This window comes from Alloacidobacterium dinghuense (genome assembly GCF_014274465.1).
Lineage (GTDB): Bacteria > Acidobacteriota > Terriglobia > Terriglobales > Acidobacteriaceae > Alloacidobacterium > Alloacidobacterium dinghuense.
Map to the genome: position 1 here is coordinate 1,467,712 of NZ_CP060394.1, position 20,227 is coordinate 1,487,938.

The 20,227-nt window shown below is 55.8% G+C and carries 16 protein-coding genes; 15 read left to right on the forward strand and 1 reads right to left on the reverse strand.

The genetic code is table 11. The features are described from left to right. Positions 1-318 precede the first annotated feature (318 nt). The 5 genes from H7849_RS05955 (at position 319) to H7849_RS05975 (ending at position 6,324) form a co-directional block, all read left to right on the forward strand. A complete protein-coding gene (locus H7849_RS05955) occupies positions 319-1,308 on the forward strand; it encodes a hypothetical protein (RefSeq protein ID WP_186744961.1) in 990 nt (329 codons plus the stop codon). A 189-nt stretch (positions 1,309-1,497) separates the two neighbouring features. After that, positions 1,498-2,949 (forward strand): O-antigen ligase family protein, encoded by a 1,452-nt coding sequence (locus H7849_RS05960; protein WP_186744962.1) that lies wholly within the window; start codon positions 1,498-1,500, stop codon positions 2,947-2,949. Between the two features lie 26 nt (positions 2,950-2,975). Next, the gene (locus tag H7849_RS05965) at positions 2,976-4,388 is read left to right on the forward strand and encodes a glycosyltransferase family 4 protein (protein WP_186744964.1); all 1,413 of its coding nucleotides are present in this window, start codon (positions 2,976-2,978) and stop codon (positions 4,386-4,388) included. 143 nt (positions 4,389-4,531) lie between these two features. Beyond that, positions 4,532-4,774 (forward strand): hypothetical protein, encoded by a 243-nt coding sequence (locus H7849_RS05970; RefSeq protein ID WP_186744966.1) that lies wholly within the window; start codon positions 4,532-4,534, stop codon positions 4,772-4,774. Beyond that, positions 4,771-6,324, forward strand: coding sequence for a lipopolysaccharide biosynthesis protein (locus tag H7849_RS05975; protein ID WP_186744968.1), 1,554 nt, complete (start codon positions 4,771-4,773; stop codon positions 6,322-6,324). The genes H7849_RS05970 and H7849_RS05975 overlap by 4 nt, the downstream gene beginning before the upstream one ends. Before the next feature lie 108 nt (positions 6,325-6,432). Here H7849_RS05975 and H7849_RS05980 read toward each other — a convergent pair whose 3' ends face one another. Beyond that, positions 6,433-8,487 (reverse strand): hypothetical protein, encoded by a 2,055-nt coding sequence (locus H7849_RS05980; RefSeq protein ID WP_186744969.1) that lies wholly within the window; start codon positions 8,485-8,487, stop codon positions 6,433-6,435. 282 nt (positions 8,488-8,769) lie between these two features. Here H7849_RS05980 and H7849_RS05985 point away from each other — a divergent pair, with 282 nt between their 5' ends. From H7849_RS05985 to rfbC, 10 genes are all read left to right on the forward strand, one after another. Beyond that, on the forward strand, positions 8,770-10,083 hold the full coding sequence (locus H7849_RS05985; RefSeq protein WP_186744971.1) for a nucleotide sugar dehydrogenase: 1,314 nt from the start codon (positions 8,770-8,772) through the stop codon (positions 10,081-10,083). Next, positions 10,055-11,314, forward strand: a complete 1,260-nt coding sequence (locus H7849_RS05990; RefSeq protein ID WP_186744972.1) for a glycoside hydrolase family 88 protein — start codon at positions 10,055-10,057, stop codon at positions 11,312-11,314. Before H7849_RS05985 ends, H7849_RS05990 begins: the two co-directional genes overlap by 29 nt. After that, the gene (locus H7849_RS05995) at positions 11,311-13,050 is read left to right on the forward strand and encodes an HAD-IIIC family phosphatase (protein WP_186744974.1); all 1,740 of its coding nucleotides are present in this window, start codon (positions 11,311-11,313) and stop codon (positions 13,048-13,050) included. Before H7849_RS05990 ends, H7849_RS05995 begins: the two co-directional genes overlap by 4 nt. Further along, positions 13,043-13,288, forward strand: a complete 246-nt coding sequence (locus H7849_RS06000) for an acyl carrier protein (protein ID WP_186744976.1) — start codon at positions 13,043-13,045, stop codon at positions 13,286-13,288. Before H7849_RS05995 ends, H7849_RS06000 begins: the two co-directional genes overlap by 8 nt. 95 nt (positions 13,289-13,383) lie before the next feature. Next, positions 13,384-13,818 (forward strand): acyltransferase, encoded by a 435-nt coding sequence (locus H7849_RS27330; RefSeq protein ID WP_432756540.1) that lies wholly within the window; start codon positions 13,384-13,386, stop codon positions 13,816-13,818. Positions 13,819-13,982: 164 nt separating this feature from the next. Beyond that, entirely contained in the window at positions 13,983-15,587 is a 1,605-nt protein-coding gene (locus H7849_RS06010; RefSeq protein WP_186744980.1) for a hypothetical protein, read from the forward strand. A 69-nt stretch (positions 15,588-15,656) separates the two neighbouring features. Then, positions 15,657-16,922: a glycosyltransferase family 4 protein gene (locus tag H7849_RS06015; RefSeq protein ID WP_251106641.1), complete on the forward strand. Its 1,266-nt coding sequence runs from the start codon at positions 15,657-15,659 to the stop codon at positions 16,920-16,922. Continuing rightward, positions 16,919-18,205, forward strand: a complete 1,287-nt coding sequence (locus tag H7849_RS06020) for an NAD(P)-binding domain-containing protein (RefSeq protein ID WP_186744981.1) — start codon at positions 16,919-16,921, stop codon at positions 18,203-18,205. Before H7849_RS06015 ends, H7849_RS06020 begins: the two co-directional genes overlap by 4 nt. A 34-nt stretch (positions 18,206-18,239) precedes the next feature. After that, positions 18,240-19,595, forward strand: a complete 1,356-nt coding sequence (locus tag H7849_RS06025; protein WP_186744982.1) for an ATP-grasp domain-containing protein — start codon at positions 18,240-18,242, stop codon at positions 19,593-19,595. Between the two features lie 58 nt (positions 19,596-19,653). After that, on the forward strand, positions 19,654-20,205 hold the full coding sequence (gene rfbC / locus H7849_RS06030) for a dTDP-4-dehydrorhamnose 3,5-epimerase (RefSeq protein WP_186744983.1): 552 nt from the start codon (positions 19,654-19,656) through the stop codon (positions 20,203-20,205). Positions 20,206-20,227 lie beyond the last annotated feature (22 nt).

Below are 20,227 nucleotides of genomic sequence, written 5' to 3' on the forward strand. Positions count from 1 at the left end.
CAGATCGGTCTGTGCAGCGCAACAGTCTGGCCGATATCGCCAAACTCGTACTCATTTACGTTTGTCGTGACTCCCTCGAGAGCTACGCCACACAACCAGGCAGTATTTTCAAGTGGTCCGCACCCGATCGATCCGGGATTGAAGCTTTCTTATTAGCCTCAGCGCTGGAAAGCACTGGCGGTTCTCTTTTTTGGAAAACATCGAGACATGTCAATGTCAATATCAATACAGAATAAGTTAGAGCATATTGAGCCCTGTGCCCCAGCAGAGTATCAGTTGTCGAGTTCCAAACCAGGGAAAACAGGACTCCCTCGTGATATGGCCATCGATTTCACTAAAGGAGCCCTTGTGCTCTTTATGGTCCTCTATCATTGGCTTAACTACTTCGTCGGATCTCAAGGCCACTATTACAACTATCTTCGCTTTCTAACTCCTTCCTTTATCTTCATCAGCGGCTTCATGATCTCGCAGATCCTTTTGCCTCGCTACAAAAGCGGCAGTAGGAGCCTGGCCAAAAGATTGATCGTCCGAGGGTCCAAGCTTCTCGCCGTGTATTTGTTACTGAACATCCTTGTTGGCATCTGTCTATCGCGCTTTCCAATCCAGTATGCTGTTTTGGGGAGGTGGCTGCGCAGCATTTGTTGGGCATTTATAGTCGCGAATCCAACGGCGTCTGCGGGCCAAAAGAGTGTCTCATTTAGCATGTTGGTGCCGATTGCTTATCTGCTCATCTTGTCGGCCGGCTTGATTATGCTGACCGGGCGAGAACGAAATACTTTTCGCTATGCACTGTTTGTGTTACTCGCGGCCGTCATTTTATTAAGCGTCTATGGGATCGTAAGCTCCTACATTGATTTATTGATGATAGGTGTTCTTGGGGTTGTCATCGGGTTCTCGGGACGGCGGGAGATCGAATTAGTTGTAAGCCATCCTTACATACTGATTGTGCTGTATTGCTGCTATCTGGCCATAATCACTATTTGGGACGTGATACTACCGTTGGAGGTGGCTAGCGTGATCCTCACTACTGCGCTGTTGTATATCGCGGGCAGCAAAAGCGCGGCACTCGGCGCGACCCATCGTCACATCATTTTGCTCGGACAGTACTCGCTGTTGGGTTACATCTCGCAGATTGTGATTTTGCAGGGACTGAGAAGGATTTCTTGGCTGTACCAAAATGGAGTTGGTGCTGCGCTTCTCTCCTTGTTCCTGGGCGTACTGCTAACCGTCATGGTCGTCGGAGTCGTGGATGTCGCGAGACGAAGGTTGAAAGTGGCTAACAACATGTATCGGCTGGTTTTCGCCTAACAGGGCATGGATGTCTTTTGGAAAGAGGGAATCGCGGACCTACATTGTGTCAACCGGCAAGAGATGAGGGAGATGTGGTTGGGCATCAACGTTCGGGTCAGTCAGCTCATCGGTAGTCGATTCTTACGGTGGCATGAGACGGCTAGATCACCGTTGCAGCGAGAAATAGGGTACTTAACGAGGTTCTGAATGCCCCCAAATGTCGCCTCTATTATTTTCTGGATCGGCATCTTCGGCCTCTTTCTCCTTGATCGACGTGGAAAGACTCCGGCGTCCAAAGCCCTGTGGATTCCGACGGCGTGGCTGTTCTTCTGTTCCTCGCGGTCACTCTCCCTATGGCTGGGAGTCGGTGCGTCGGATACAAGTCAGGCTAGTGTCTATCTTGAGGGTAGCCCCGTTGACCGAGCCGTTTTCATGGCTCTCGAGATAGCCGCGCTGATCGTGGTTATCAGTAGACGACAACGGGTAGGCCCCATCCTGCGAAACAATTGGGCGATCTGGCTGTTCTTCTCTTATGCGGCATTTAGCATCTTTTGGTCTGATTATCCGCTCGTAACGTTCAAGCACTGGATTAAAGGGATTGGCGACGTGATGATGGTCCTGATCGTGCTAACCGAGGCGAACGTCAGCGACGCTATCAAACACCTGTTCACCCGACTTGGCTTCGTGCTCGTGCCGTTATCCCTCCTCTTCATCAGGTACCTTCCGCAACTGGGGCGAGTGCTGAATAAGAGTTGGCTCATGGAGCCGGTCGGTGTTGCCACGCAGAAGAACGGCCTGGGCGAGTTGTGCGATTTTATCGGCATTGCCTTTCTTTGGCGCTTTCGCAGTGCTTATATCGACCGGAAAGACCCGAACCGCAAACGGCGCCTGCTGGCGCTTGGTACGGTCCTGGCGATGATCGTATGGTTGCTATGGATCTGCGATTCAATGACTTCCATTTGCGCGCTCAGCATGGCGAGCGCCGTGATGTTGCTCTCGACCACTCCCGTCTTCCGCCGCAGACCCGCTTCAGTGCACCTTCTGGCTGCTGGGGTGATTGCCTGTACGGTGTACGCGCTGTTTTTTCAGTCTTCGGGCACGTTGATACAGGGTTTGGGAAGAAATCCCACGTTAACTGGCCGCACCGAGGCTTGGCCTATATTGCTCCGCTTTGTTAATAATCGGCTGGTCGGTGTCGGGTATGAGAGCTTCTGGCTGGGCTCGCGGCTCGAAAGGGTGTGGGCGGAACCGCTGTTTAGCGGATTTCAGATTAATGAAGCCCACAACGGTTATGTCGAGATTCTTCTTACTCTGGGGTGGATTGGAGAGGCTTTGCTGGGAATCCTGATCGCGACGGGTTATAGGAACGCAATCGGCGTCTATCGCCGCGACCCTGATATCGGCAGTCTCAGGCTGGCCTTTTTACTCGCAACCGTTATTACCGGCTTCACGGAGGGGGCGTTCAGGATGATGGGTCCTCCATGGATCGTATTGCTGCTTGCGACCATCGCCCCGGTGTACGCCGTACGCAAGAGTGGCAGCAACAGTCGCGTGGGCAGCCAGGGACCATGGCTTGCTCAAGAGACTGATGCCGTCCGCGAGGAAGTGCCTGTTGGCAGTTACTCGGTTGCCCTTTCGCAAAGAGCGGGTCGCGGATAAACGAGTGCTGGAGTGGGAGTGCGCTCGTGCAAGCGAGCGTTAGCGCGGTCTTCCTGTATATGCGAATGGGGCTGCACCTACCGACGCCAGGTATTGTTCTGGACGAGACGAGAAAGGAGGAGAGAGGGATTATGGGTCCCTTACGTATCTTAGTGCTCGCACAAAATGCGAACCCGGACTCGATTTGCGGGCCACTCATCGGCTATTCTCAAGCTCAAGCACTTGCTCGCCTCCATGACGTGACTTTGATCATTGGCTCCTCAAGCGAGGAAGCCGTGCGGCGCAGGCAGGGGACGCTTCGCGCCGTGGAAGTGATCAAGCTGGGATGGCTTGACGGCATTTATGCTTGGAGCATCGACAAGATTTTCAAAAACAACTACAACAACCAACTGTTACAGGTCTTTGTCCGGCCGTTTTCTGTTGTTTTTGAATGGCAGGCTTGGCGCCAGATGCAAGGACGTATCAAAGGCGGCGAGTTCGATATAGTGTTGCGACTCTTGCCGGTGTCGATGATCAGTCTTAGTCCCTTTGCTTTCTTCCTGCGGAACGGTCCTGTACCTTTTCTGGTCGGCCCTGTCAATGGAGGTTTGCCCTGGCTTCAAGGCTTCAAACAAGCCAAGATCCAGAATAAATGGGTCACTCGATTACGGAACCTGTACTCGTTTCTCCCCTTTGGTCGGTCCACCTATCGCCGCGCAGCAGCGATCATGGCGGGTTCTTCGCACACTTATGCGGAGTTAAGCGAACATCGCGAAAAGCTCTTCTTTCTCCCCGAAAATGGCATTGAAAGCTCAATGTGCGCCCGTACGCTGCGCAGTCGCCAGCCGGGCGCCAAACTCGAATTGATCTTCGTCGGCAGCTTGATTCCCTTGAAGGCCTGTGATCTTGCTTTACGGGGAGCTGCTTCTCTATTGCGGGAGGACTTGGCCCGTTTTACCGTGGTCGGCGATGGACCCGAGCGGGACCGTCTTGAGCACCTCGCGCGGTCTCTCGGCGTCGACAAGGCGGTCTTGTTTTGTGGCTGGCTCAGCCATGACGAAGCGATTCAGCAGCTGCGATCAGCGGACGTACTTTTGTTTCCATCCATTCGCGACTTCGGTGGGGGAGTGGTCTTTGAGGCTCTCGCGCACGGCGTCGTACCGGTAGTCGCCGACTTCGGTGGGCCCGGGGACACAGTGCATCCGGGGGTCGGTTGTAAAGTGTCTCTCACTAATGAGACCGACGTGGTCTCACAAATTGAAGAAATTCTGCTCAGCCTTGCACGAGACGGAGATCGTCTTGACCAGCTACGTCATCAGGGCGTTTCTTACGCGCGGGAATACTTAAGCTGGGACGCCAAGGCGCAGAGGATTACTACGATCATGCGCTGGGTTTTGCGTCAGGGCCCGAAACCAAACCTTCCGCCACCAAGGTTGCTACGCAGCGAACGCGCAAGCTGATCTTAATGCGCCCTGTGCTCAGGGCGCGCTCATTGGATGAACAACGAGTATCGCAGCCGAATATGCCTCCCTGCGACTCGAATGAGCAATGCTAAAAAGAGCACTGGCTACTCTCTTATGGATTGCTCGACCCAGGTTAGAAAATGAAACTATTCGACGCTAATGGCGTCTTGCATCCGAGCGCTGAAGACAGCAAACTACGGAGCCTCCCTATTCGCGGCGCCGCAGGGAGATTATCGGCTTTGAGGCTGATGGTCGCAGCCCAGCTTGTCAGCGCTACCGTGCTGGCCCAGCTGCCGAAGCCGGCCGACTTTGGCGTCTCCGCCATCATTACCACCCTCGGTCTTCTCCTGGTCAGCTTCGGACTCAACGGGCTTAGGGCATGATTCCATTCGATGCCAGTGGCACCTTTTACCCGCGAGCTGGGAGCCACGAATTAAGACGCCTCGCCGTTCGCGGCGCCGCAGCGACAGTATCGGCTTCGGGGTTAGCACTCGTGGCCCAGTTGGTCAGCACGGTCATTCTGGCACGACTGTTGACTCCGGCCGATTTTGGGGTCGTCGCCATGGTTACCACTTTCAGCCTCCTCGTAGCCAGCTTCGGCCTCAACGGATTTACGGAAGCGGTCATCCAGTTTGAAGGAGTGGACCACTACACTGCCAGCAATTTGTTCTGGCTTAATTCAGCAGCTGGGGTCGTCCTCGCAATTGCGTTTAAGGCGGCTGGGGCAATGCTGGTACGATTCTACGGAAATCCGCTGGTTGCGAATGTAGCCACTGGTCTTTCGGTTGGGGTCTTCATTGCGGCAGTTTCCGTCATACACTTAGCTCTCCTAAAGCGTGGCATGCGCTTCGCGGCAACTTCTACCAACGACGTCGTCGGCCGTGTGGCAAATACCGCTGTTTCGATCCTGCTGGCCTTAAGAGGTTGGGGATATTGGGCATTGGTGGCGGGAATCATTTCGCAACAGCTGAGCGTCACGATTGGAGCCTGGTGGCTTTGCCGATGGGTTCCCAGCTTGCCTCGGCGGACGGGCAAGACAGGCGCCATGGTCTGGTTCGCGGCGAAGGTCTATGGGCAGTTCAGCGTCAGCTACTCCATGCTGAACCTCGACAACCTGCTGGTTGGTTGGCAATTCAATGCGGTGGCCCTTGGATTCTACAAAAAGGCTTATGACTTGTTTGCGCTCTCGGCCAGTCAACTCACTGCGCCGCTCAACAATGTCGCACTGGCATCCTTGAGCCGGCTGAATCAGGACCATGTTCGCTTCCGGCGGTACCTCGCCAATTCGCTTGGGATCATCGCATTTGTTGGCATGGGAATGAGCGCCAATCTTACCTTGGCCGGCAAGGGCGTGGTGCGCCTTGTGCTTGGATCGCAATGGTCGCAATCCGGCAGAATCTTCGAACTTTTCGGACCGGGAATTGGCGTCATGCTTCTCTGCAGCACTGTTGGCTGGATCCACCTCTCAGTGGGGAAGCCAGAACGATGGCTGCGCTGGACTGTATTTCAACTAGCAGCAACCGCCTGCCTATTTCTGCTGGCGCTCCCCTGGGGGCCTGAAGGAGTTGCCGCAGCCTGGAGCATCTCCTTTTGGACGCTCTTGATTCCCGGCTTCTGGTATGCTGGACGACCAATCCGGTTCGGTCTCTCAGCTTTGATTGCTCCTACCTGGAGGTACGTTGTCGCCGCGCTCGTAGCGGGCTTGATAACTGCCGCGATCATCCGAGGCACGCCGGTCTGGGGCACCCCTTCAGGCACCGGAGCCGCGCTCGAGGCAATCGTCATCATTTCAGCCCTGTTTGTTACGCTTTATTTGGGCGCTGTCATCCTTCTTCATTGGGGCTTGGCGCCGCTGCGCCAGCTTACCAGTCTTCTGCGCGAGTTGACCCCGTTATCAAAACCGGCCGCCGAGGCCGTAGAAGAATACAAATGAGTCAGCCGGCAACCAACCCATGGAGAGGGATCTGCTGGCTGGCTCGCAGGCGGACTAGAAAAAGGCCGCCTGCCAATCTCCTGATCATCGGCAGGCGGAACTGTCACCTCAATTTACCGTGCCCACAAGTCCCGTGGGGGGCGAGGGGTTCCCAGGCGTCTGCCCGGAAGATGCATAGCACTGGGTGGCATCGAAATTTAGGACGCTGCCCGTTCCGTCCGGAGGACCATGCATCACGTTTAGAAAGCAGTCCTGCGCCGGTAGCGAATTTGCATGCCCCGCCCATGCAGTACTCAAACTGCCGCCTGCGCATTGGCTTGAGGATGTTGCCTGCGCTCCGGCGTATGTTCCGCTGCCGCAAACGCCAAGATTGCCGGATGAAACATCGGGTCCAATCGGAGGCCAGGGTTTTCCTGCAGGCCACCAAGTAGGAGTGGAACTGTAATACAGAGATGGAGGTAGCGTGTGCGCCAGGGAAGTGAAATACGAAGAGCTGAAATTAGCATTCACATAGGGCACCGCTGCGGGAGAGGATTCAGTTGCATCCCACTTCACTCCCGCGGTCACCGTGTCGAAGTTACCCCAACGCATCAGCGTAGACCGGACAAGAGGATCGCATAAGGAAGGACCAGTACATCCTCCCGTACCATCCGCGCCCGTCCAGCCAAGAACATAGATGCTTACATTAGCGGTTTCACCACCGTTTGCCCCACCTGTCGATGAGTTCGCATAGGACTCGTAGGTGGTCTGATAACCGGGCTGTCCCAGGACGTTTCCGACAACATTAAATGCTCTCGACCATGACTCCAGAGACACCGGGTAGGTTGACTCGGATTTTCCGTTTTCCCATCCGAGGAGCTGATTGCGGTAGAAGGTGCTTACTGGTGCGGCTCCCCATGAATCATCGGACCAAATCCCGAATAGATTATTGCCTTCCCATAGATTCATGGCATTCCCAGCGTTATGACCAGCGTCAGCCGTCTGCTCCCACACGCTACCAGCGTCGGCGTAAAGATTGTCCACTCCCAAATTGTATGCAGTGACCCAACCAGAGCCTTGACCGAACATCAGCGAGTTTGTGAGTTGTTGAAAGATATTATTCACAACCAAGGTGGAAGACGAAGACTCGACTTCAATACCATAGCTCTCGGAAAAATGCGATTGGGATTGATAGAAGTAGCTATCGCGGATCACGTCCCCGGCACTCAGGAAAGATATGACATGACCGCGCCCGGCGTTAATCGACCGCAGATTCTTGATCCAGCAGTGGTAACAGCCGTACATTGCTACCCCCATGTCGGTGATGTTGCTTTGGTCAATGCTCAGATTTTCCAGTCCTTCATTCTGAACTGGAGCCATCCACCACGCTCCGGGAGATTGACTGGGGCGAATGTTGTTGAAGTAGACTCCGGGCGAAATGGTAACGGAGTATGTTCCATTGCCGTTGTTCTTAACGCCCGTCACATATGTAACTTGCTTCTGCGAATATGTGACCCCGCCAACGGTGCGCCCGTCATAGTTCCCGCTAGATTCCACAGTGCAAGTAGGCGTTATGCTGTCGCACTGGTAGATGCCTCCTGTGTCGCTCGTATCGTTGGCCTGATCGAGAACCATGAGTTGACCCGAGGTCGGCGCGCCGCCGCAACTGCTCAGCGTGATCGTTGTCGATCCTTTGGACAAGCCCCCCGTCCACATGCATTGCTGTGTGCCGCTCGACGGCTGAACCACACTGTTTCCCGCATAAATAGGGGAACCGGTTATCATGCAAGCCCCGGAATTCTGGCCGCCGCATCCCGCCTCGGCGGTAAATATGACGGTTGTGGACATCGGCCCCGCTCCGCGCACGACTTGGTTGCCTTGCGATCCGTACGTCCACCCGGCCACGTAGTACGTCCCCGCAGGGATGTTGACCACGTTGTGCGTTGCATCGCATGAGGCCAAGGCATTCTGAATCGCCGTGGTGTTGGCGGACGCGGCGCTTGAGCTATTGGCCGTGAGCGTGGGTTGTACCGAACAGTTGGCTGTGTAACTCGGGATGGTAAATCCCGCGCTACTCCAGTCAATCGCCCGTGAAGAATCCAGGAACGTAGACCATGCCTGCGGATAGGCTTTCAGACAGGGCACAGCTAGAAAAAAGAGAATTGTGAGAAGTCTGTACTTCATTATGGGTTCCTTAAAAGTCAGTAAAAGTCTGTGATGCATCCAAAACATTTCTCTCCAACGCGACCTAAGTGGTTAAGAAACAAGGCGAGACCCCTCGTAACGCCATGGTCCTCATCGGTCAAATTGCGGTGGATTACCTTTGTTTTTGTAACAGATTACCTTTGATTTTTGCCAGTTACGCAAGTAAGCCCCCGCCATCGTGGTTCGAACCAGTCTAGATTTCTGCTCGCACCGCTCCAAAAGCCCCACCTCCGGTCAGAGAGGGAAGAAAGGGAATTCAGAGTGAAAGTAAGTGTATTTGGTTTGGGATACGTCGGAACCGTTTGCGCGGGATGCTTGGCAGCTGAGGGGCATGACGTAGCTGGTGTTGACCCGGTTCAGATCAAGGTCGACTTTATCAATCAGGGACATTCGCCGATCGTTGAGCCGGAAATTGACGGCATTATCGCGCGGCACGCAAAGACCGGGCGGATCCGGGCCACCACAGATCCGATCCAGGCCGTTATTGAATCCGAGTTGTCGTTCGTCTGCGTTGGCACACCCAGCCAAGCGAATGGCAATCTGGATCTCCGCTTCATCCGTCGCATTTGTGAGCAGATTGGAGAAGCGCTCCGGACGAAAGATGCGTACCACACCGTCGTGATTCGCAGCACAATTCTTCCCGGCACGATGCACAAGGTTGTGATTCCTACTCTTGAGGAATTCTCCGGCAAGAAAAGCGGACGGGACTTCGGTGTCTGCAACAATCCCGAATTCCTGAGAGAGGGCACGGCAGTCGCCGATTTCCGACAGCCACCGAAGACGGTCATCGGGGAAATGGACACCCGCAGCGGCGACCTGGTCGCGTCTCTTTACGAGGCGATCCCCGGGCCGCTCGTCCGGACAGACCTACGTACGGCCGAGATGATCAAGTACGTCGATAACTGCTGGCACGCCCTCAAAATCGGGTTCGCCAACGAGATCGGGAATCTGTGCGACGCGTCGGAGATCGACGCCCAGAAGGTGATGGATATTTTTTGTGAGGACCGCAAGCTGAATATCTCGCCAGCGTATCTTCGTCCCGGGTTCGCCTTCGGTGGATCCTGCCTTCCGAAGGACCTGCGAGCGCTTTCATACCATGCGCGCTTGCACGATTTGCAACTTCCGATCCTTAACTCCGTTCTACCCAGCAACGAGATACAGATTATGCGTGGCCTAAAGCTCGTGATGGAGAGCGAAAACTCCCGCATTGGGATTCTTGGATTCAGCTTCAAAGCCGGAACCGATGATCTGCGCGAGAGCCCGATGATCGAGGTAATCGAGCGCCTGATCGGCAAGGGCTACGATCTCCGCATCTACGACCGCAACGTGAACATCGCCGCGCTGACCGGTGCCAACCGGGAGTTTATTCTCAAGCGTATACCCCACATCTCGCGCCTCATGGTTCCCAGGATCGAAGACGTTCTGGCTTGGGCGCAGACCATCGTGATCGGCAACAGCGATCCAGAATTCAAACAGGCGCCGCAGAAGCTACGGGTGGATCAGTGCTTGATCGACTTTGTCCGAATAACCACTCCGGAAAGGAAATATGCTCCCAGCTCGCTCGCTTACGCTTGAGAACCCGGCATCGGCCGAGTCGATTGCAGCCGCAAAACCCGTACTCCATTCGATCGAGCGGCTCTTGCACTGGCTCGAAATCCACGACTACCGTGGCTATGATACCTTCGACGGCCTGAATGCACGCTATGTTCGCCCCCTGACGTTCAACAATGCGCTGCTGCGCATCTTGCTTCAACAGGGTGTGCGCAGGTTCCCGCTGAATCTGCGACCATTCTTAGGCGTCGCGCCGGAACGCTCCACGAAGGGCATGGGGTTCCTGGCTCGCGGGTTCATTCGCCTTTACCAGTGCACTTCCGATGCAATGTGGCGCAACCGCGCTGAGTCAATGCTCCAGTGGCTGGTCGAAAATCAATCGCCCGGGTACAGTGGCGCGTGCTGGGGCAATCATTTTGATTATCAGTCACGCAGCGTATTCGTGAAGGCACTGTCACCGTCCGTAGTATGGACCTCACTGATCGGTCACGCGTTCCTCGATGCGTATGATCAGTTCGGCAACGCAAAGTACCTCGACACGGCGATCAGTTGCTGCGAGCATATTGACCGTGACCTGGGAGCGTATCGGGAGGGTGACACTCGGTGCATCCACTACTTCCCGACGTCGACGCACCAAGTACATAACGCCAACACACTGGGAGCGAGTTTGCTAGCTCGCACCGCTTCCTATGTGGGAAATTCTTCATGGCTTGATCTGGCGACAAGAGCCATGCAGTACACCGCGAAATATCAAAGAGACAATGGCTCATGGTATTACGGCGAAGCTGGAAATTTGGGTTGGGTGGACAATTTTCACACAGCATACGTGCTTGATTGCTTCAAGTGGTACGCAATGGCGACAAACGACCACCGCTTCGAGCGGCAAATGATGGATGGCTATCAATACTGGAAAGAGAACTTTTTCCTTTCCGACGGAACACCGCGCTATTACGATCACAAGACCCTGCCGCTCGATATTCAATGTTGCTCGCAGGCCATTGATACTCTTGTTTTCTTCCGCGACCGCGATGCGGGTAGCCTGCCGCTGGCGCTGAAGGTCGCCCAATGGACGATCAAACACATGCAGGACCGGAGCGGTTATTTCTACTACCGCAGATATTCCCGCCGGATTGTAAACAAGACACCAACGCTGCACTGGGGGCAGGCCACGATGTTTTGCGCGCTGGCTGGACTTTACCAGGCGCTGGTCGGCTCTGAACACTTTTCGAACAACCTTACGGCGATTGCTCAATGAAGCTGATTGACGCTCTGCAAGTGTCCCAATCTCCGGCGGGCGAAGGATGGCCGGAACTCAGGATCTTTCTGGCCTGCGGCTTTACGCCGCTGCATCTGCATACGTTTCTGGCAGCGCATCTGCGCAGCCGACTTCCTGGCGTCCGGCCGGAGATTCGCACCGGGCTTTTCGGCGACTTATTTGGAAACATCGAGCGCCTGAAGTCATCCGAGGCTGATTTGTTGGTTGTTGCATTGGAGTGGAGCGATCTCGACCCGCGGCTCGGCATTCGCAGCCTCGGCGGCTGGCGGCCGTCAGACGTGGCTGATATCGCACGATTTGCGGAGCTGAACTCCCGGCGCCTGTTGCGCGCGCTTGAAGGCATTTCTCGCGACATGACAGCAGTCGTCTCACTACCGACGCTGCCACTTCCGCCCGCCTTTACAACGCGGCCCGTGCAGAGCGGACTGTACGAGAGGCAGCTGGATCGGATGCTTGCGCAACTCGCTGAATCGTTGTCCGGGCTTTCGGGAGTTCGCATCCTCAACGAACAGAAACTAGCTGCGGTTTCAGCACCCGCAGCGCGGTACGACGTGAAATCCGATTTGGCGACTGGCTTTCCTTATACACTGGGCCATGCTTCCGCCATGGGAGAACTGCTTGCCTGCCTCATTGAAAACCGAATGCCGATGAAGGGCCTGATCACTGATTTGGATGACACTCTTTGGTCGGGTATCGTGGGCGACGATGGAGTCGATGCAATCTCATGGAATCTCGATAAACACTCGCAGATGCATGGAGTGTATCAGCAATTCCTTTCATCGCTCGCTGCCGCCGGAGTTCTGTTAGGAGTGGCTAGCAAAAACGATGCGGCTACGGTGGCACAGGCATTTGAACGCCGTGACATGTTGCTGTCGAAGGAAGATGTGTTCCCGTTTGAAGTGCACTGGTCGCGCAAGTCGGAATCAGTGCGGCGCATTCTGAGTATCTGGAACATTGCTGCGGATGCAGTTGTGTTTATCGATGACAACCCTGCAGAGATTGCCGAAGTCGAAGCGGCGTTTCCGGAATTGACCTGTAGGCTCTTTCCAAAGGGTGATTCGGCCAGGATCCTGACGCTGCTCGAAGAGCTTCGCGACCTGTTCGGCAAACCGGTTATCTCCGAAGAGGACTCGATGCGAATAAGGAGCATCCGCAATGCGGGAGCATGGCGCGATGCAAGTGACACGTCTGCATCGGCATCGGACGAATTCATCCAGTCCGCCGAGGGGCGCATCTGGTTTGAATGCTCCCATGCCACCGATGACCTGCGAGCGTTCGAGCTGGTAAATAAAACGAACCAGTTTAATCTGAACGGTAAACGCTATGCCGAGTCTGAATGGCGGCAGTTTCTAGCCAATCCCGCAGCTTTTCTGCTCACAGCGGCGTACGAGGACAAATTTGGAGCCCTCGGCAAAATCGCCGTCCTGCTAGGAACGAGGTACGCGGACCGCGTCCACGTGCAAGCCTGGGTGATGAGCTGCCGCGCTTTCTCCCGCCGCATAGAGCACCAGTGCCTGCAGTATCTTTTCGATGAATTTGGGGTAGACCGAGTCAGCTTTGAATACACCCTGACGCCCCGGAATGGTCCATTGCAGGAGTTTCTGAAATCGCTGGTTGACGGCGCGCTAGAGACGCCTGTATGTCTGACCAAAGAAATGTTTTTTGCCAAGCGTATTCCTTTGTTTCATCGCGTTGAGGTGAGTGTTCATGTCTGATCAGGAACAACTTCTGATCCGCTGTTTTGCTTCTATCTTTCCGGGGCTGACGGAAGAAGAGATTCAGAACGCGAGCACAGATTCTGTGGGAATCTGGGACTCGCTTTCTACCGTCACCCTGGCTTCAGTGATACAGGAAGAGTTCAGCTTGGAGATTGATCCTGAGATCCTTCCGCGTCTGGATTCCTTCGAGGCATTTCACGACTATCTGCTTCGATACAGTGAGCATCAAGCATGAAAGAGTTCTTTCTGCGTGGTCTTATCAATCGCGCTTCGCAGCAGTTAGCGAGGGCTGTTCCGGGCGCCAGGAGCTTTCGTGTTTCGCTACATCGGATGCGTGGCGTACACATCGGAAAAAACGTTTGGATCGGCTACGATGTGGTGCTTGACACCTCGCGCCCTTTCGCCATCACGCTGGAAGACGGCTGTGTTCTCAGCCTGCGCGTCACGGTCCTCGCGCACTTTCGGGAGACTCAGGGAGTGACGATCGGGCGCGATGCATTCATCGGAGCCGGTGCTCTGATTCTGCCCGGCGTTGTGATCGGGGAGGGCGCGGTGGTCGCTGCCGGCAGCGTAGTTACCCGATCGGTCGCACCGTTCACCATGGTCCAAGGCAATCCGGCGGCTCCGGTGGCCAAATGTGGTATTCCACTGGGTCCCACTACCACGATGAAAGAATTTTCACGCAGCCTGCGGCCATTGCCACCTCGCGTCCGGATGCAGGAGACATCGCGCGAGGAAGCTTTAGCTGGAAAGAGCAGATCGTGAAGCTCGTCGTTCCTTATCTACGTGAGGTTAGGCCTGCCGATGCACGTCTAATCTGCTTAGCCGAGTTTCTCGGGATTCAGTGCCGGCCGATTTCTCTGACGAAGCCATCTGGAGGCGCTCTCGGGACTGTCGCTTGCGTTCCGGCAGATGACAGATCTTGCCTGGTGATCAATCCCGACGTGATCAAGGAATGGACAGACGGAGCAGCACCTGCACAACAGTTTCTTTCATCGCTTACCGCACCATTTCGCACCATGCTGGTGCATGCCGTGCGTCCAGATCCCTTCCATTCCACGCTCGTTTCGCGTCTTACAATCGGCCGCTTCCATGCCGTGAAGCAGATTCGGGATCACCATGCCGAGTTTGCAGTCGCATCCGATTCCCGCGACATCTGCGAGGCATTTGCCGGGCTTTCGATCGGCGCTGCCAATGCTGCAACTGACCGGATCTTTGTCGGCGGCAACGGCGCCAGAAAGCTCATCACCATCGGGGATGGCGCTTTCTTTGCGAGCGCCAGGTTGGAGAACACCGAAATCTTCCTGATCGGCAGCGAAGATGTAGCCGATCTGGATTCAGAAGTTTCAGATTCGTGGCTCAGCGATTCGTTTTCCCGGTTTCTCCCCCATGCCATGGCGCTCCGTCACATCTTTGGCGACCGATGCTGGCACCCTGCTCACAATCACGCCAGCGTGATTGTCGACGATCCGTTGTTGCGTCCCAACTATGGCTTTCTCAATTTCGAGCGTTTGCTGCGGATGATGGAGGAGCATAACTTCGGAACGACCATTGCATTTATTCCGCACAACTTCCGCCGGAATTCGAAGCGCGTCGTCCGCCTCTTTTCCGAGCATGCTGATCGCCTGTCGCTCTGCTTCCACGGGAATGACCACGGCGGTGCCGAGTTTGCCGTCACAGACGCGGCGCTTCTACACGCGATGCTTCACACCGCTGAACAGCGTATGGCAGCACATGGCCGGATGACCGGGCTACCCTGTGAGCGTGTCATGGTCTTTCCGCAAGGAAGATTCTCTGTCGAAGCGATGGCCGCACTGCGAATGCACACTTTCGACGCAGCGATCAACACTGCTGCACATCCCTGGCAGGAGCCTAAGCAACTCACCCTCCGTGAACTAGCGCAACCAGCAGTGTTGCGCTACGCAGCTTTCCCGCTCTTCACTCGCAGATACAGCATGCAGATGCAGCACGCCGAGATTGCCTTCAGGATCTTCTTTGGGATTCCGCTCCTGCTTGTGGAGCACCACGATATTTTTGAAAACCCGCAGAATCTGATCGATGCCGTGGGGCGAATCAACCGAGCCGCAGCCGATATTCGTTGGTCAAGCGCTGGCGCAGCAGTTCGGGAATCCATTCTCTGCCGCCGGGATGATCGTGGCATCCTGAATGTGAAGGCATATGCTGGAACGGTACGCGTAGCTAATCCATCCCATTTGCCTGAACGCGTCCTAGTCGAGTGGAGTTATCCAGATCACGAGTCTCACGTTGAATCGGTGTACCGCGATGGATTACCATGCCCTGTGATCAAGGCTGACGAACCGGGAGTTCGTGTTTCCGCTGTTCTCGATCCGGGGATGTCGGCTCTTTTCTCGATTCGATACCGCCGTCCCGACACCTCATTGGTCCATCCTGGTTTTCGCTACAACACGCGGGCTATTGTTCGCCGAAGACTTTCGGAAATTCGAGACAACTACATCAGCAAGAGTCCCTCGCTTTTGGCTGCTGTCAAAATTCTGCAGGGTCACCTGCACTAGAACGAATAGGCTTGACTATTTAGGCATGCGTCAAGCGAACTCAATTCCTACTGCCACGAGAGTGTTCACGTGACACTGACAAAGAAAAAGATTCTGATCATCGTCGAGAACTTGCCTGTGCCATTTGACAGCCGCGTCTGGAAAGAAGCACGCGCGCTTCATCAGCACGGATACGAGGTGAGCGTGCTCAGTCCGCGAGGCAAGGGCTATCGGCAGACTCACGAAATCCTTGAGGGGATTTACGTCTATCGGCACCCCATGCCAAAGGAGGCCAGCCGACCCATCGGCTACCTGTGGGAGTATGCATGTGCGTTGTTCTGGGAATTTTTGTTTTCCTGGTGGATATTTCTCACGCGCGGGTTCCATGTGATTCAGGGCTGCAATCCACCGGATGATATTTTTCTGGTGGCCCTGCCCTTCCGCCTGTTTGGGGTGAAGTACATTTTCGATCAACATGACGCTGGTCCGGAACTGTATCACTCCAAATATGAAAGAAAGGACTTCTTTTACCGCGCTCAGGTCTGGCTGGAGCGCCTGACGTATCGGGCCAGTCACGTTGTCATTGCTACGAATTCCAGCTATCGAGACCTGGCGCTGACTCGCGGAGGAATAAGACCGGACGACATGTTTGTAGTGCGCAATGGACCCGACTTGGAAACATTCCGCCTAGTTCCTCCCGATCCTACGTTGAAGCATGGGCAGAAATTCCTTGTCGGCTATGTTGGGACGATGAGTGATCAAGACGGGCTCGAAATCCTGCTGGAGGTGGCCGCTCGTATCAAAGCGTCCGGTCGCACGGATGTGCATTTCACTTGTGTGGGTGGCGGCCCGGGTCTTGCAGGATTGCGTCAGATGGTCAAGCAAATGAACCTGGCAGACATGGTGGATTTCACCGGGCGCGTCCCGGATGAGCACCTGCTGCGCGTGCTGTCCACGGCCGATGTCTGCGTCAATCCCGACAAGCCCTGCGAGATGAATGATATCTCCACGATGATCAAGATTATGGAGTACATGGCTTTAGGCAAGCCCATCGTGCAGTTCGATCTCCGGGAAGGACGGTTCAGTGCCGGCGAGGCTTCTCTTTACGCACGGGCCGATCTAGGTGCCGAGGATTTCGCCGCCAAAATCCTGTGGCTCCTCGACCATCCCGAGGAACGCACCAGAATGGGCGGTCTGGGACGCGACCGCGTGGCAAATCAGCTCGCCTGGGAGTTTTCTGTGCCTAACTTGCTGAAGGCCTATGACCGCGCATTTTCAAAGCGGATCGGATGGACATTGCAGGGGCGCGCGGTCACCTCCGCCTCGCGAAAGGAACAGGTAGAAAGGGCACAATGAAGCAAGATAAGTTATCATCCACCAAAGCCGTCGAGCTGGCCATAATCGGGGCCGGACCGTATGGCCTCTCGATCGCAGCCCACCTGGGCGCGCGTGATATTCCGTTCCGGATCTTTGGTGATCCCATGAGCGCTTGGTCAAAACAGATGCCCAAGGGAATGCATCTGAAATCCGAAGGGTTTGCGTCGTCCCTATCCGACCCGCATTCGGAATTTACGCTTCGCCACTTCTGCGAAGAAAGAGGACTGCCGTACGCGGACACTGGTCTCCCAGTGTCTCTGGAGACATTCGTTACTTACGGGCTCGAGTTCCAGAAGCGATTCGCACCGGCTCTGGAGCAGAAGACCGTTATTTCTATCCGCCAAGCTCCTTCCGGCTTTGAGCTGCAGCTGGACAATGGCGAGACGTTTTTTGCGCGCCGCGTTATCATGGCCGCCGGCATAGTGCCGTTCGCGCATATACCAGTTCCGCTTTCGGAACTTCCGCGCGGTTACGCCAGCCACAGCTCGGAGCACAGCGACCTTGAGAAGTTCCGCGGGCAGCACGTCATCGTAGTGGGCGGAGGGGCTTCGGCTCTAGACTTGGCGGCTTTGCTGCACGAGGCGGGAGCGAATGTCGAGGTGGTGGCCCGCACTTCCGTCATCCGTTTTCACGATCCGCCGCAGCCGCGCTCGCTGAAAGAACGCATTGTGCGACCGACTACGGGACTCGGCGCCGGTATGCAACTGCTGTTCTATGTGAAGGCTCCACGGGTTTTCCGGCTTCTGCCGCGAAAGATCAGGATTGATCGTCTTCGAAAGACACTCGGACCGGCTCCAGGCTGGTTTATCCGCGACCGCGTCGCAGGAAAGGTGCCTCTGCGCCTGGAAGTTAAGATCTCCAGTGCCACTGTGCAGCAGAACCACGTTACCCTGAACTTGACCGACCGTCAGAACGGAAATCAGACCGTAGTAGCCGACCATGTGATCGCAGCTACCGGCTACCGGGTTGACTTGGAGCGCCTGCAATTTCTCGACCCCGCATTGCGGGGCAGGATTCAGACCATCGAAGGAGCACCCGCTCTCTCCGACACCTTCGAATCCTCGGTTCCCGGGCTCTATTTCATTGGCGTGAGCGCCGCCAGCACGTTCGGTCCATTGATGCGTTTTGCCTGTGGGGCCGATTTTACTGCGCGCCATCTCTCGTCGCACTTGGGCCGCCGGCTTGGCCATTCCTTGGTGAAAAGCAAGAAAAAGGGGCATAGTCCAGATCTTCCGACGAACCTGACACCGTCCTCTTACTGATAAATTCAGATGGAAGAAAGACAGAGAAATTCAGATGCAAGAAAGACTTCGGAATCTGCGCCGGGATTCATTAGCAGATCCGTGCATCCTGCTGACCGACACTAATCGCTGGCCCGTCGTCCCCCGGCTAGCAATGAGGTTTGAGAAGCTCGGCGCCAAGGTGGCAGTGCTGTGCGCCACTCCCGGTCATCCGGTAGAGAGTCTCCGCGAGCGCGTGCAGATCTTTTCCTACAGTGGTTTTCAGCCACTGTCTTCGTTGCGTATGGCTGTCGAGACATTCCGTCCGGACATCATAATTCCCGCATGTGATCGCAGTGTGCAGCATCTGCACGAACTGCATGGGGCATGCCAGGCAGAAGACGGCAGGGCCGCGCTATCGATGTCGCTGCTGATCGAACGGTCTCTCGGTTCGCCGCAGAGTTTCTCTATTGTTTCCAATCGTTATGCGCTGCTACAGACCGCCCTCGAAGAAGGCATTCGAGTGCCGAAGCTTCTTGCGATTAATGAAGTTTCAGATCTAGAACATTTGAGCGCCGAGATCCCGGCGCCTTGGGTCATTAAGACTGATGGAACGTGGGGAGGCCGAGGCGTGCGCGTGGCTTACAGTCTCGCGGAAGCCGGCCAGTGCCTCCGTGAGTTGACAAGTAGACCTGATGCGCTTCAGTTAATGAAGCGCATGTCCCTGAATCGCGACCGCGACTGGGTCTATCTGGATTGGAGCCGTCCGCGTCCGGCGGTCGTAGCTCAGGCGTTTATCCCGGGGCGCCCAGCCAATTGCGCGGCGGTTTGTCGCGATGGCGAAGTGTTGGCGGTGATCGCCGTCGAGGTCATCCAGTCCCAGGGGCCGACAGGACCCGCCACGATCGTCCAAGTGGTTCCCGGCGGCGAAATGATGCAAGCGGCCGAGCGCATCGCGCGACGCCTTCGGCTCTCAGGGTTCTTCGGCCTCGATTTCGTGATCGAAGAGCGCACTGGCGCAACATACCTCATTGAGATGAATCCGCGCTGCACTCCCCCCTGTCCGTTGCCGCTGGGCGAGAGCCGCGATTTAGTTGCCGCTTTCTGGTCTCATCTGAAGGAGCAGCCCATGCCGCACACTGTGAGCGTGACGGACAAGAGCCGGATCGCTTATTTTCCGCAGGCCTCACTCCGCGCGCCAGATGCACCCGATACCATTTTGAGCAGCAGCTTTGTCGACATTCCGGCGGAAGAGCCCAATCTGGTACACCAACTTCGGAATCCCTGGGTGGGACGCAGCCTCCTGGGCCGTTTTCTCGACTGGATCAGGCAACGACTGGTGCGGGAAGAGTCAACCTGCACAACCCGTACAGTTCTCTTCGAAAGAGCCATGGAAATCCAGCCCACCACCGTGGCCGATCTCGATGTCTGACAATAGTCGATCGGTCCTCGCCCAGGTCGCGGTCTCTCCCCTGGAATAGGCAGAAGATATGCGTTTCACTGAAGCCAGTATTCCCGGCGTCTGGACGATCGATCCGGACCCTCGCGAGGATGAGCGCGGCCGCTTTTTTCGAGCCTGGTGTGCCAGGGAGTTTGCGGAACGCGGCATCGCCTTTGCTCCGGTTCAAGCCAATATGGGATTCAGCTTGCAAGGGGGCACGATTCGCGGCATGCATTATCAGGTTGAGCCGGCGCTCGAGGCCAAGCTGGTCCGTTGCACTCGCGGAGCCATATTCGATGTGGCACTCGATCTCAGGTCTAACTCTCTAACCTTCCGGCAGTGGATCGGCGTCGAGTTGTCGGCTGTCAATGGTCGCATGCTCCTGGTGCCTGAAGGCTGCGCCCACGGCTACCAGACGCTTGAGGATGAAACAGAAATGCACTATATGACCTCAGCAGTCTACATGCCAAGTGCGGCCCGCGGCGTGCGTTTCGATGACCCCGCCTTCGGCATTGAATGGCCGCTGCCGGCAACCGCTATTTCTAAGCAGGACCGCGATTGGCCTTTGATCGCGACGCACACCACAATCGCGAAGCTCTGAACCGGCGCAGCTTCGGGGCGGA

Excerpts from the sequence above, each read along its gene's own strand:
- H7849_RS05955 (WP_186744961.1), top strand. The coding sequence starts at position 319 with ATGGCCATCGATTTCACTAAAGGAGCCCTTGTGCTCTTTATGGTCCTC.
- H7849_RS05960 (WP_186744962.1), top strand. The coding sequence starts at position 1,498 with ATGCCCCCAAATGTCGCCTCTATTATTTTCTGGATCGGCATCTTCGGC.
- H7849_RS05970 (WP_186744966.1), top strand. The coding sequence starts at position 4,532 with ATGAAACTATTCGACGCTAATGGCGTCTTGCATCCGAGCGCTGAAGAC.
- H7849_RS05975 (WP_186744968.1), top strand. The coding sequence starts at position 4,771 with ATGATTCCATTCGATGCCAGTGGCACCTTTTACCCGCGAGCTGGGAGC.
- H7849_RS05980 (WP_186744969.1), bottom strand. The coding sequence starts at position 8,487 with ATGAAGTACAGACTTCTCACAATTCTCTTTTTTCTAGCTGTGCCCTGT.
- H7849_RS05990 (WP_186744972.1), top strand. The coding sequence starts at position 10,055 with ATGCTCCCAGCTCGCTCGCTTACGCTTGAGAACCCGGCATCGGCCGAG.
- H7849_RS05995 (WP_186744974.1), top strand. The coding sequence starts at position 11,311 with ATGAAGCTGATTGACGCTCTGCAAGTGTCCCAATCTCCGGCGGGCGAA.
- H7849_RS06000 (WP_186744976.1), top strand. The coding sequence starts at position 13,043 with ATGTCTGATCAGGAACAACTTCTGATCCGCTGTTTTGCTTCTATCTTT.
- H7849_RS27330 (WP_432756540.1), top strand. The coding sequence starts at position 13,384 with ATGCGTGGCGTACACATCGGAAAAAACGTTTGGATCGGCTACGATGTG.
- H7849_RS06020 (WP_186744981.1), top strand. The coding sequence starts at position 16,919 with ATGAAGCAAGATAAGTTATCATCCACCAAAGCCGTCGAGCTGGCCATA.
- H7849_RS06025 (WP_186744982.1), top strand. The coding sequence starts at position 18,240 with ATGCAAGAAAGACTTCGGAATCTGCGCCGGGATTCATTAGCAGATCCG.
- rfbC (WP_186744983.1), top strand. The coding sequence starts at position 19,654 with ATGCGTTTCACTGAAGCCAGTATTCCCGGCGTCTGGACGATCGATCCG.